Annotated in this window: 15 protein-coding genes; 9 read left to right on the top strand and 6 right to left on the bottom strand. The window is 36.6% G+C overall.

Annotated elements, in window-relative coordinates; translation table 11 throughout:
• Nucleotides 1-13: 13 nt before the first annotated feature.
• Nucleotides 14-970 (bottom strand): AAA family ATPase, encoded by a 957-nt coding sequence (locus CPHY_RS19720; RefSeq protein ID WP_012201805.1) that lies wholly within the window; start codon nt 968-970, stop codon nt 14-16.
• Between the two features lie 391 nt (nt 971-1,361).
• On the opposite strand from CPHY_RS19720, the gene CPHY_RS19715 reads away from it, so the two are divergent.
• From CPHY_RS19715 to CPHY_RS19700, 4 genes are all read left to right on the top strand, one after another.
• On the top strand, nt 1,362-1,796 hold the full coding sequence (locus tag CPHY_RS19715) for a GNAT family N-acetyltransferase (RefSeq protein WP_012201804.1): 435 nt from the start codon (nt 1,362-1,364) through the stop codon (nt 1,794-1,796).
• A 25-nt stretch (nt 1,797-1,821) separates the two neighbouring features.
• Nucleotides 1,822-2,394 carry a signal peptidase II gene (locus CPHY_RS19710; protein WP_012201803.1) on the top strand — a complete coding sequence of 191 codons (573 nt, stop codon included), beginning with the start codon at nt 1,822-1,824 and terminating at the stop codon, nt 2,392-2,394.
• A gap of 207 nt (nt 2,395-2,601) precedes the next feature.
• Nucleotides 2,602-3,408, top strand: coding sequence for a C39 family peptidase (locus CPHY_RS19705; RefSeq protein ID WP_041703799.1), 807 nt, complete (start codon nt 2,602-2,604; stop codon nt 3,406-3,408).
• 77 nt (nt 3,409-3,485) lie between these two features.
• Nucleotides 3,486-3,884, top strand: coding sequence for a hypothetical protein (locus tag CPHY_RS19700; RefSeq protein ID WP_012201801.1), 399 nt, complete (start codon nt 3,486-3,488; stop codon nt 3,882-3,884).
• A 179-nt stretch (nt 3,885-4,063) separates the two neighbouring features.
• On the opposite strand, the gene CPHY_RS19695 is transcribed toward CPHY_RS19700, so the two are convergent.
• The 5 genes from CPHY_RS19695 to CPHY_RS19675 form a co-directional block, all read right to left on the bottom strand.
• The gene (locus tag CPHY_RS19695) at nt 4,064-5,812 is read right to left on the bottom strand and encodes an NADH-dependent [FeFe] hydrogenase, group A6 (RefSeq protein WP_012201800.1); all 1,749 of its coding nucleotides are present in this window, start codon (nt 5,810-5,812) and stop codon (nt 4,064-4,066) included.
• Nucleotides 5,813-5,871: 59 nt separating this feature from the next.
• The gene (locus CPHY_RS19690; protein ID WP_012201799.1) at nt 5,872-7,659 is read right to left on the bottom strand and encodes an NADH-quinone oxidoreductase subunit NuoF; all 1,788 of its coding nucleotides are present in this window, start codon (nt 7,657-7,659) and stop codon (nt 5,872-5,874) included.
• A 15-nt stretch (nt 7,660-7,674) separates the two neighbouring features.
• Nucleotides 7,675-8,046: a (2Fe-2S) ferredoxin domain-containing protein gene (locus tag CPHY_RS19685; protein WP_012201798.1), complete on the bottom strand. Its 372-nt coding sequence runs from the start codon at nt 8,044-8,046 to the stop codon at nt 7,675-7,677.
• A 61-nt stretch (nt 8,047-8,107) separates the two neighbouring features.
• Nucleotides 8,108-8,665, bottom strand: coding sequence for an ATP-binding protein (locus CPHY_RS19680; protein ID WP_012201797.1), 558 nt, complete (start codon nt 8,663-8,665; stop codon nt 8,108-8,110).
• A 72-nt stretch (nt 8,666-8,737) separates the two neighbouring features.
• A complete protein-coding gene (locus tag CPHY_RS19675) occupies nt 8,738-9,232 on the bottom strand; it encodes an NADH-quinone oxidoreductase subunit NuoE family protein (protein WP_012201796.1) in 495 nt (164 codons plus the stop codon).
• Nucleotides 9,233-9,658: 426 nt separating this feature from the next.
• Here CPHY_RS19675 and CPHY_RS19670 point away from each other — a divergent pair, with 426 nt between their 5' ends.
• The 5 genes from CPHY_RS19670 (at nt 9,659) to CPHY_RS19650 (ending at nt 12,922) form a co-directional block, all read left to right on the top strand.
• Nucleotides 9,659-10,009 (top strand): DRTGG domain-containing protein, encoded by a 351-nt coding sequence (locus tag CPHY_RS19670; protein ID WP_012201795.1) that lies wholly within the window; start codon nt 9,659-9,661, stop codon nt 10,007-10,009.
• A complete protein-coding gene (locus CPHY_RS19665) occupies nt 10,006-10,428 on the top strand; it encodes an ATP-binding protein (protein ID WP_012201794.1) in 423 nt (140 codons plus the stop codon). Before CPHY_RS19670 ends, CPHY_RS19665 begins: the two co-directional genes overlap by 4 nt.
• A gap of 145 nt (nt 10,429-10,573) precedes the next feature.
• Entirely contained in the window at nt 10,574-11,851 is a 1,278-nt protein-coding gene (locus CPHY_RS19660; protein ID WP_081428635.1) for a [Fe-Fe] hydrogenase large subunit C-terminal domain-containing protein, read from the top strand.
• Nucleotides 11,852-11,871: 20 nt separating this feature from the next.
• Complete coding sequence (locus CPHY_RS19655; protein WP_012201792.1) at nt 11,872-12,219, top strand: hypothetical protein; 348 nt, start codon at nt 11,872-11,874, stop codon at nt 12,217-12,219.
• Nucleotides 12,200-12,922, top strand: a complete 723-nt coding sequence (locus tag CPHY_RS19650) for a PHP domain-containing protein (RefSeq protein ID WP_012201791.1) — start codon at nt 12,200-12,202, stop codon at nt 12,920-12,922. Before CPHY_RS19655 ends, CPHY_RS19650 begins: the two co-directional genes overlap by 20 nt.
• Nucleotides 12,923-13,064: the final 142 nt, after the last annotated feature.

Below are 13,064 nucleotides of genomic sequence, written 5' to 3'. Positions count from 1 at the left end.
CAACCATTTTACATCATCTCTTCTCACTAAAATCCTCGGTTGGTACAGGAATTTTTTGAAGAATTTCATCGATAGGATGATTATTAACTCCCTGTTTATAGTTACCAAATAATAGAACACGATGTTTTAATACGCAAGGTGCCAATTGTTTTACATCATCTGGTAGACAATAATTACGATCTTGTATCGCAGCATAAACTTGACAGGCTTTTATCAAAGCCAATGTTCCACGAGGGCTAACTCCAACAGATAATAAAGGATGTTTTCTTGTTGCATGAATAATAGCAACGAGATATTCCCGTACTGAATTATGTATAAAAACGGTCTTTGAAAATTCTCTGATTGCAAGAATATTTTCAGCAGTACATACCGGATTTAGCGTGGTTAACGGGTTATTTAAGAGATACCTCTCTATCATACAAAGCTCCTCAGATTCCGTAGGATACCCCATAGAGAGCTGCATCATAAAACGATCCATCTGAGCTTCAGGAAGTGGAAATGTCCCTGCAGTTTCTATTGGATTTTGTGTAGCAATTACAAAGAACGGATCCGATAAGGTCCTTGTTTCTCCGTCAATTGTAATCTGGTGCTCTTCCATACACTCTAATAAACTAGATTGGGTTCTTGGAGTTGCTCTGTTTATTTCGTCTGCCAATAAAATATTAGTAAAGGCAGGGCCTGCTAAAAATGAAAAGCGTTCTTCCTTTTGGTTATATATATTAAGTCCTGTAACGTCGGATGGTAATAGGTCAGGAGTAAACTGAATACGTCTGAAATCTAGAGAGAGGGAACGAGCGAGTGCTTTGGATAGTAATGTCTTTCCGGTACCAGGCGTATCCTCCAGTAAAACATGTCCGCCTGCGATAAGGGAAGTGATTACTTTTAGAATAACTTCGTCTTTTCCTATAATTACTTGCTGAATATTGGATTTTAATTTATTGACAATTCTATTTGCCTCATTTACATTCATACGAGCTCCTATCCACGTTTTCTATCACGCATAAAAATATGATGTTGAAAAATATATTTGAGAATTTAAGACCTATAAAATTCTAAATTTTACTAATATTATAACATAGTAGAAAAGTTATTCAAGAAAGTAGAATTTCTTTTTCATTGTAGATAGGTATAGAAAGACTTCAATCGGGATGCTAATTCGTTTAAACAGGGGGATTCTATGTATTGAAAACAAAGTATTTACAAAGTATTTTAAGTATATAAAACAAAAGAAATATTTGAGCATATAAAGCACCAGAGATGGTTGCAAATGGGGATATTTAACTATATAATATAAGGACTAACCAAAGAATATATGGGAAATTATCAAATGAAAACATAGCGAAAGGAGAGGTTATCCTTTGGTGTCCCTAAGGGGTATTACAGAGTCTAATTATGATGCGGTGATTAGCCTAAAAGTGAAAGAGGATCAACGCCGCTTTTTAGTATCCAACCACTATTCCTTAGAACAAGCGAAGATACATGAGGACTATATGCCAATGACGATTTATGAGGAAGAGGAATTGGTTGGATTTTTAATGTATTGCTTACACCCAGATGAATATCATTATTTAATTATAAGATTTATGATTGATGAGAAGCATCAGTCAAAGGGGTTAGGAGCAGAAGCGATGAAACAGTTGCTTCAGTATATGAAGGAAGAAAAGAGTCAAAAGATGGTCTATATTAGTTTTGAGCCAGATAACGAACAGGCAAGAAGACTATATAAGAGACTAGGATTTCAACCGGTACATAGCGAATGGGTGGAAGAAGAAGTTTTATATCGAATTCGTTTCTAATTAGAAATGGGGAGGAGATATTTTCATGAAACCAATAGCAAAAAAAGGTATAACAATAGGAAGTTTGGTAGTAATCAATCAGGTGATAAAGGCTATCATACGACATAATTATTTTGATAAGAGTTTTCGGATATTGGGAGACGTATTTGCCTTCAAACCAAAGGTAAATACAAACCAATCTTATCTTGGGAATTATGTAGACATTTTTAGTTACCCATGGTTTGCAATACTGATTAATGCTTTCGTTATAGTGATAGCTTACTATATGTACGAGTATTATCACTTTTGTGCAAAACGGGAGGGAATAATACCGAAAGTAATTTATGTGTTATTGTTGTCAGGAGCATTTTGTAGCCTTATTGATAAGATATTCTTTGGTGGTAGTCTTGATTATATTTTACTATTTGACTGGTTTATCTTTGATTTGAAAGATTGTTATATCAGTGGGGCAGAAGTATTGTTTGCCTTTGCATTGATAAAGAATTATAAAAGAATTGAAAAACTAAGGAGATATGATATTGCTTACTTTTGTTTGCGTAAATGGTGGAAGAGTGATGTTAGTAATAGTTGGGGTAACCTCACGGTGTATTGCTATTGAGGTTGCCCCATACTGTATTATGAATGTGTTTTCTCAAACGTTTTAACTTAACTATTTATATATTAAAAGAATTGTATACATGAATATTTTCAATTCTTAGGTTGTTAAGTCTGTTGCAAGTATTGAACTATCTGCATAAAAAATACTGAATACAAAACCTGTAAGTTTTCTTTTTTAGTGTTGCTTACGTACTTTTTTGATATCGTGGTGGGTTATGCTATTGTATATGAATTTTCTGATGATGGTTCAAGTCCATATAACCGTACAAATAAATTAATGAGATTTTCTGACAAAAAATACTATTACCTTGATTCCTTCAATATGTTTATTTCTGAAAATTCGTATGTATATGATGTGCTTAATAACATATCATATAATGATAAAGAAAAAATAACTGATTTTATTAATTCATCAAATACTAATAGAAATAGTACAGCCCCTTCAATACCCATAATTGATCCAGATGATTATGAAAAGGGATATAGCAGTTTATCTACTAAGTCTATAAATGGTTGGGATAATTATTATATGACAACTGGTGATTTTTCAGCAACAGGACATTGTGGTGCTACATCTGCAGTTAATCTGTTATTATATTATTATCAATCTCGTAGTTATTATAATCTTTATGATAATAATAACTGGCAAACTGCATTTTCTACAATTTATAGTTATGCTGGCTATAATGCATCTATATGGGATGTAAGTGGTGCCATAAATAGATATTTTTTTTCAAAGAACTATAACAGTATATCAGCCAATGCAACAATACTATCCAAGGATAGTACTATGATGGGTAAAATAGATAATAATGTACCTTTTATACTAAATGTTATGGGACACAACCTGTATGAAGAACACTTTGTTTTAGCGTTAGGTTACAGACAATACCAATTTAGTAATGGGACGAAAAGAATTTATTATAAAATAGCTGATGGTTGGGTATCAAGAGCTTTGAGATATATCTGCCCTGCTGATGCATCTATGCAAAATGCAGTTTATATTTCTGAGTAATTTCTAAAAATAGTTTAAGGATAATTAAGTGCTAACGTCAACTTTTATTATACTTTTATACAAAATTAGAGGTGAATATGAAACGTAAAATATTAATTGCACTATTTTCTCTATCCTTAATTTTGTTGATTATTATTTTGTCAATAAAAAAGTTTTCGGATGTTATAAGCGATAAAGATAGTTCAGAGACTGACTATTTTTTAAGATATCAAGATTTAATGATTCCATTTAATGAGGAACAAAAGCAAGAGTTATTTCAATTGTTGAATGATGGATATTATGTATACAAACCAATAAAGCTTCCATCTGGGGGATGGGATTATGGAATCGTTATGATAGACACGAATGCTAACATTATTAATGAAATAATATTCTATGGAGACGATCTAAAAGTGAATGGTAAATATTATTTCTTTTATAATCTTGATATGGATCGAATATTCGAACTATGTAAAGTTACAAAGGGAAAAAACTAATGATGTAGGTTAGATCAATTATTTGAGTTGTCTAGTTTTATATGAAATATAAGTAACTGGACAGGATTTGAAAGCTCTCTTTAAAGATTTATCTGCGAATAGAAACTTTTCTTATTAAAATAAAAAATGTCTCAGCGGTTTAATACCTGCACAGAGACATTTTTTATTTTTTCTAGTTTCTATTTATTAATGGATCTCTTAACATAAGTAGTATGCAAGATATCGTGTGCCTTATGGCTTCCAGGAGCACCAAGGAACTCATCATAAACCATCTTAACTGCTTCATTTTCATGAGACATACGCAAAGGATTTGCTGCATCGGAATCATAAAGAACCTTTGCACGAAGAGCACGAATATCCGTAAAGTTACGAACGCTTGCTGGAACTTGAGGCTGACCACCACCATTTACACAACCACCAGGACATCCCATGATTTCGATAAAGTGATAGTTTGCTTCTCCTGATTTTACTTTCTCAAGCAATTCTCTTGCATTGGAAAGACCAGAAGCTACAGCAACATTGACATCCATACCAGCAACTTGGAAGGTTGCTTCTTTGATGCCTTGTACACCACGAACTTCATTAAATTCAATTGGAGAATCACTATTTTCACCGGTTAACTTCCATACTGCAGTACGAAGAGCTGCTTCCATAACACCACCGGTTGCACCAAAGATAACAGCGGCACCGGTAGAGATACCAAGTGGATTGTCATACTGTTCGTCTGGTAAGGATAAGAATTTAAGGCCTACCTTATCAATAAGTCTTGCGAACTCACGTACAGTCAAGGAATAGTCAACGTCTGGAACACCTGCTGCGGATTGATCGTCACGGCCAAGTTCAAATTTCTTTGCGGTACATGGCATAATACTTACACTTACCATCTTTGCTGGGTCGATACCAAGCTTCTCAGCATAATATGTCTTTGCAATTGCACCGAACATCTGCTGTGGAGATTTACAGGAACTTAAGTTCTCTGTCATATCTGGGAAATAGTGCTCGCAGTATTTAATCCATCCTGGAGAACAGGAAGTAATGAGTGGTAATACTCCACCATTTTGTACACGATCAAGGAATTCTGTTGCTTCTTCCATAATGGTTAAGTCAGCACTGAAATTTGTATCAAATACTTTATCAAAGCCAATGCGACGAAGTGCAGCAACCATCTTGCCTTCCACATTCGTTCCGATTGGTAAGCCAAATGCTTCACCAAGTCCTGCACGAACAGCAGGTGCTGTTTGAACGAATACAAACTTCTCCGGATCTGCAATTGCTTCTAATACTGCATCGATGCTATCTTTTTCATAAAGTGCACCGGTAGGACAGACAGCGATACACTGGCCACAAGATACACAGCTTGTTTCGCCTAGTCCCATTTCAAAAGCAGAACCGATATTTGTCTTAAATCCTCGCTCATTTGCTCCAATTACGCCGATACCTTGTGTCATTGAGCACACAGCAGTACAACGTCTACAAAGAATACATTTATTATTATCACGAACCATATGAGCTGCGGTTTCATCGAGCTCATATAAGCCCTTCTCGCCATCATATAATGCTTCGTCATCAACACCAAGTTCTTTACATAATTTCTGTAATTCACAGTCCCCACTTCTTACGCAGGAGAGACATCTTCTGTCATGATTAGAAAGAATTAATTGCAAGGTTTTTTTTCTGGACTTTAATACTTTTGGAGTATTTGTAAATACCTCCATACCTTCATTTATTGGATATACACAGGAAGCTACTAAGCTTCTTGCACCTTTTACTTCTACTACACAGATACGGCAAGCACCAATTTCGTTGATTTCCTTTAGGTAACAAAGGGTTGGAATTTCAATGTGCGCTAATCTGGCAGCTTCTAAGATGGTCGAACCTGCCGGAGCAGAGACATCCATGCCGTTAATTTTTAAATTAATATTCGCCATAGTTTCCTCCATTATGCCACATTATGAAAATAGTCTTTTATTTTCACAATGCCACCATATTATTTCTTACTGATTGCACCGAATTTACATTTCTCCATACAAGCTCCACACTTGATACACTTATCTTGTATGATTACGTGAGGCTCGCGTACTTTACCTTCAATAGCATTGTTTGGACAGGTACGTGCACATAAGGTACATCCTTTACACATGTCTGCATCGATGGTATAGGAAAGTAAGGATTTACATACACCAGCTGGACATTTCTTGTCTACTACATGAGCAACATACTCGTCTCTGAAGTAGCGAAGTGTAGATAAAACTGGGTTTGGTGCTGTCTGGCCAAGACCACAGAGAGAATTATCTTTGATGTAATAGCAAAGTTCCTCTAACTTATCTAAATCCTCTAAGGTTCCATTACCCTTGGTAATCTTTTCGAGAATCTCTAACATACGCTTTGTACCGATTCGACATGGAGTACATTTACCACAAGACTCATCTACGGTGAATTCAAGGAAGAACTTAGCAATATCAACCATACAGTTGTCTTCATCCATTACGATAAGACCACCAGAACCCATCATAGAACCGATGGAAATCAGGTTATCGTAATCGATTGGAATATCAAAGTGCTCCACTGGAATACATCCGCCGGATGGTCCGCCGGTCTGAGCAGCCTTAAACTTCTTACCGTTAGGAATACCGCCACCGATTTGTTCTACAACTTCGCGAAGTGTAGTACCCATTGGGATTTCTACAAGACCAGTGTTCTTGATCTTGCCACCAAGAGCGAATACTTTCGTACCCTTGCTCTTTTCAGTACCCATAGATGCAAACCATTCGGATCCATTTAGAATAATCTGTGGGATATTAGCATAAGTTTCTACGTTATTTAATATAGTTGGTTTCTGGAATAATCCTTTTTGTGCTGGGAATGGAGGACGTGGACGAGGTTCACCACGGTTACCTTCAATAGAGGTCATAAGAGCTGTCTCTTCTCCACAAACGAAAGCACCAGCACCTAAACGAAGACCTACATCAAAGGAGAAATCGGTTCCGAATATATTATTCCCAAGAAGTCCATATTCTCTCGCCTGTTTGATTGCAATTTCAAGACGAGCAACAGCGATTGGGTATTCTGCACGAACGTAAATATATCCTTGGGTTGCTCCTATTGCATATCCTGCAATAGCCATGGCTTCTAATACAACGTGAGGGTCACCTTCTAATACAGAACGATCCATGAATGCACCTGGGTCACCTTCATCGGCATTACAGCAAACATATTTTTGATCAGCGTCATTTCCTTTTGCAAGTTTCCACTTTAAACCGGTTGGGAATCCGCCGCCTCCACGGCCACGTAACCCGCTGTCTAGGAGGACTTGTATTACATCGTCTGGGGTCATCTCAGTAAGAACCTTACCAAGTGCTTCGTACCCCCTTGTTCCTATGTATTCATCAATATTCTCTGGGTTAATTACACCACAATTACGAAGTGCTATTCTGTGCTGTTTTTTATAAAAATCCGTTTCGTTTAATGATTTGATACCATCTTCAGTAACAGTCTCATTATAGAGAAGGCGTTTCACAATTCTACCTTTTAATAAGTGCTCCGTTACGATTTCCGGGATGTCGTCAACATTTACCATAGAGTAAAATGTGCCTTCTGGATAAATTAACATAATAGGTCCCAAAGCACAAAGTCCGTGGCATCCTGTCTGAACGACAGCAACCTCTTCTTTTAGTCCGGCTTTTTCGATTTCAGTCTGTAACGCATTTAGAATCTGCTGACTTCCGGAGGAAGTACAACCAGTTCCGCCACAAACTAAGATGTGTGAACGATACATATTAGGTCCTCCTCGCTATTTAATATAATTTTGAATCGTATATTCCTTGACAATTTGTCCACGTACTAAGTGCTTTTCTACTACTTCAAGCGCTTTTTCTGCTGTCATCTTTACATAAGTTACTTTTTCTTTATCGGCTTCCGTAATCTCTACAATTGGTTCAAACTGACACAAACCGATACATCCTGTTTGTGTAACCACAATATTTGAAAGGCCTTTTTCTTGAACTGCGGTTGAAAGAGCATTAAGAACAGGTCTTGCTCCACTTGCGATACCGCAGGTAGCCATACCTACAACGACACGGATATTTGCTTCGGCTTCGTTACGAAGGCCAATTTGATTCTGCATCTTCTCCCGTATTGCTTTTAATTCTTCAAGAGATTTCATAATTCCTCCATTTCTGCGCATATTCTTTGCGCATATAATTACCAAATTCAAACGGATTATCTTAGAGAATGATTCCTTGGTCGACTTCTTGCTTATTTTCGCTTAAAAACTCTCGTATATAATTAGAAACATCAGGAGAATTAAGCGGTATTCCGTCAAGTATCATTCGAATTTCTCTGGTATCTAGGGTGAAACTTTTGTCATCTACGGTATATGTATATAAGAAATCTATCCGGTTATTCAATGTTATCAGCGTATGCATCGTGCTTGTCATGTCTCCAAGCGGCATCCGATCAATATGAGAGAGAATAAAACTTGCTGTAACCATGGTACCTTCCCCAACAACAGAATCTATGGAAAAGTTACCACCAGTGGAAGTCGCCGCATATTGAAAAAACGGTATTCCAAGCCCGACCTTACGGGTAGTTCGTGTTGTGAAAAAAGGGTCTAAGACATGGGTTACCTGCTCTTTTGTCATGCCACAGCCATTATCTTTAATTACTATAGTCATAGTATCCTTTTTTCTATCTGCAGTTACAGTTATAATAATGAGTGTTGCGTCTGCACGTATGGAATTTTGAGCCACATCTAATACGTTCAGAGAGATTTCCGGCATCATACTTGATTTCCTCTATTTCATATTCTATAAACAATGCGATTTTGAAGTTGAAAGGTACTAATAGGAATTAGCTTATGCGTATTTAGCAAGAATACCATCCAAGTCATCTACGGAAAGTCTTCCGTATACATCATCGTTAACGGTAAGAACAGGAGCTAAACCACAGGCACCAATACAACGGCAAGCTTCTAAAGAGAACTTACCGTCAGGGGTACATTCGCCGCTAGCAATACCAAGCTTCTCCATGAGTTTATTATAGATGTCACCAGAGCCTTTTACATAACAGGCGGTTCCAAGACATACGGAAATTTTGAATTTCCCTTTTGGTAAAAGAGAGAATTGAGAATAAAATGTTACTACTCCATAAATCTTTTCCAAAGGAATATCTAATGTGTTAGAAATAATGGTTTGAACTTCAATCGGAAGGTAACCATAGATTTCCTGTGCCTTCTGAAGTATTGGCATTAAGGCACCTTTGTCACTTTTAAGCTCTTCTATAACACTTATAAGTTCTGCCTCTTGCTCTTTTGTTCCAGCAAAAGGAACGGTTGATTTCTGTGAGCTCATGATAAAACCTCCTTGATAGTTTTTTAACAATCTTTTCGATGACATGTTGTCGAAAAACAATAGTATTATAGCATGGTATTAGTGAAAAATCCACAATGATATAAATTTAACAAATAGTAATCTTTAATTTTAGTATAACCAAATACACTATATACAATTGTATATGCAATAAAATACATGAAACATATTAAGCACATTAAATATTGAATTATTTATATGAAATATACAATAATACATAGAAAGTGGTTAATAAAATAACATATAGATTAAAATAATTATCCAGCTGGAGTTGAAAAGAACATTTGGTAATGTTATACTGATAAATAAGTAAAAATGTATAAAATTTATACAATATTGACAGTTTTATTGAAAAAAGGAAAGCCATAAAGATAAATAGAGTAAAAGAAGATGAGGAGGCATTCGCACATGACTGTAAGAGATGTGAAAGAAATACTTGGAGCACAGGTAATTAGCGGAGAAGAATTTTTAAATCGTGAGGCACAAACTGGTTGTGGATCCGATATGATGAGTGATGTACTTGCATTTGTCGAAGAACAATGCGTATTGTTAACCGGGTTGTGCAATTTACAGGTAATTCGCACAGCGGAGATGATGGATGTCGTATGTATCGTTTTTGTTCGAGGAAAAAGACCAGATGAAGCTATGATTGAGCTTGCAAATGAAAGAGAAATACCGTTATTATGTACCGGACATCGTATGTTTACAGCATGTGGTTTATTATATCAAAATGGTCTGCGAGGAGGTACCTCAAATTGAGCCAATCAATCACACTAACTTATACGATACCTGGTGATGATTTTACTAGAGCGGGGGAAGCATCTAGTGATGTTAAAAAGAAATTAAAGCAGATGGGAGCAAATCCGGAGGCTATAAGAAAGGTTGCCATCTCTATGTATGAGGGCGAGATAAACATGGTGATTCATGCTCATGGAGGAGATATCACGGTACATATCTCTTCTACAGAAATCATAATGATATTAAAAGATGAGGGACCAGGAATTGTAGATGTAGAACTTGCCATGCAGGCTGGATATTCCACTGCACCCGATAATGTTAGGGCACTGGGATTTGGGGCTGGCATGGGCCTTCCAAATATGAAAAAATACTCAGATGAAATGAGTATAAATACCATATTGGGAGAGGGGACTACTGTATCGTTGAAGGTTTATATGTAATTATGTTAGTATAAAGGAATGATGGATATATTAGAGTTGATGTATTAAGATATAGTGCATAAAGAATCAGCATAGCTTCCTATATGTTTTTTGTGTCTTGGAATGAAATATATACTAAGAGATATGCTAGGAGAGGGGGATGACGATGGGGAAGTTTCATACCGCGGTACGATTAGATGAAAACCTTTGTAAGGGCTGTATCAATTGCATTAAGCGTTGCCCTACCGAGGCAATAAGAGTTCGTAATCAAAAGGCGGTAATCACAAAGGAATTTTGTATCGACTGTGGTGAGTGTATTAGAATATGTCCTCATCATGCCAAGAATGCGACGTATGATAGTATGGATATGATTAAGCAATTCGAATATACCGTTGCCTTACCAGCACCTTCTTTGTATGCACAGATGAATAATTTAGATGATATTAATATTGTTTTAAATGCCTTAAAGTTAATGGGATTCTCTGATGTTTTTGAAGTAAGCGGTGCTGCTGAAATTGTATCTGCAGCAACTAGAATGTACATAGAAGAACATAAGGAGAAGTGGCCTGTTATTAGTACGGCATGCCCTGTGGTAACTAGATTGATTCGTGTCCGTTTTCCAAGCTTATTGGAGCATCTGCTTCCGTTAAAGGCGCCAGTTGATATTGCTGCGGAATTAGCTAGAAAAATAGCCATGGAAAAGACGGGACTTCCAAGTGAGAAAATAGGTATCTTTTTCATTTCACCATGCCCAGCGAAGGTTACAGCGGCAAAAAATCCGTTGGGATATGAAAAAAGTGAGGTGGATGGGGTACTTGCAATTAAGGATGTCTATCCTCAGTTAATTAGCTGTATGAAAACTGTAGCAGAAAGAGAAGAGTTAGAAGACCTTGCAATCGCAGGTAAAATAGGAATCAGCTGGGGTTCTAGTGGCGGTGAGGCAAGTGGACTTCTAACAGATAGTTACCTTGCAGCAGATGGAATTGAAAATATCATTCGAGTACTTGAGGATATGGAGGATCAGAAGTTTACGAATCTTGAGTTTATTGAACTGAATGCTTGTAATGGAGGCTGCGTTGGAGGGGTACTTACTGTTGAAAATCCATATGTTGCAAAAGTAAAACTAAAGAGACTTCGTAAATATATGCCTGTTGCAAGAACACATATTCCACTTGAAAGTATTGATATTGGCTGGACACAGGAAGTTGAATATGAACCTGTATTCAATCTTGGTGTCAGTTTACTTGAAAGTATCGGTAAGGTAGCAAAAGTAGAAGAACTTTGTAAGAAGTTTCCGGGGCTTGACTGTGGTTCTTGCGGAGCTCCGACTTGTAAGGCTCTTGCAGAGGATATTGTGAGAGGGGTTGCAGAGGAAAACTATTGCATCCATATCTTTAGAGAGTATGTAAGCAAGCTATCTGGTAAATTTACAAAGGATAATTAGAAGATTAGCAGGAGGTAAGGATGACAAAACAAGAGTTTATCAGGAGATGCAATTTTACAGTAATTAACGAAGGTGACAATCTAAATATGAAAGTAGAAACTCCATTTTGTTGTGATTTATTAAGTATTGCAATGAGTAAAATTCCAGTTGGAGCCGCTTGGGCAACTGTAATGGGTAATATAAATACGATAGCGGTTGCAACTTTAACGGAAGTAGCTTGTGTAATTTTATCGGAGGGAGTTACGATTGATGCTGCTGCACTATCAAAAGCGAAAAGTGAAGGTGTTACTATCTTAGCTACCGATCTTCCTATTTTTGGGGCAGCATATCAAGTATATCAAATCATACATGATTCCTCTAACCTATGATTTTCATATTCACACCTGCTTATCCCCTTGTGCTGATGACGATATGACTCCGACCAATATTGTTATGATGGCGGCATTAAAGGGGTTAGATGTGATTGCAATTACGGATCATAATACCTGTAGAAACTGTAAGATTGCAATAGAGATTGGAAAGAAAAATAATATTTTAGTCTTACCAGGAATGGAGTTAACGACTTCTGAAGAAGTACATGTCATTTGTTTATTTGCGGAATTAGAAGATGCGATGTTGTTTGATTCCTATGTCTATGAGCATTTAATAAAGGTAAAGAATAAGGAAAGTATCTTTGGAAATCAGTTAGTTGTAGACGAAGATGAGAAGGTGGTAGAGCGTGAAGAGTATCTTTTGATTAATGCGACTACTATTGGATTTTCTGATGTCTATGAAATCGTAACTGCTTATCGTGGGGTTATGATTCCGGCTCATATTGATAAAAATTCGAATAGTGTAATATCAAACCTAGGGTTTCTACCACCAGATAGTAGATTTTCTTGTGTGGAGTTTACAAAACTAGAGAATAGAGAACTTTTCGTACCTAATAATCCCTATCTTCACCAGTGCAATGTTATTTCAGATTCCGATGCCCATAACTTAGGGCAGATTAGTGAACCAATTCATCTATTATCAGCTTCTATGAAAAGTGCAACGGCTGTACTGAAAGCACTAGAAAATATGGGATATTAGACTAGAGCGGAAAGTAAATTAGAGAGCTTAGGAACTTAAATTAGAAGCATAGAAACTTAAATTAAAAGCTTGAAACTTAAATTAGAGGCATTAGGAACTTAAGCTAGAAGATTTAGAATCTCAATTAAGGTTACATAGAGTT

The organism is Lachnoclostridium phytofermentans ISDg (assembly GCF_000018685.1).
GTDB lineage: Bacteria > Bacillota > Clostridia > Lachnospirales > Lachnospiraceae > Lachnoclostridium > Lachnoclostridium phytofermentans.
This window is presented reverse-complemented; position numbering and strand designations above follow the sequence as displayed.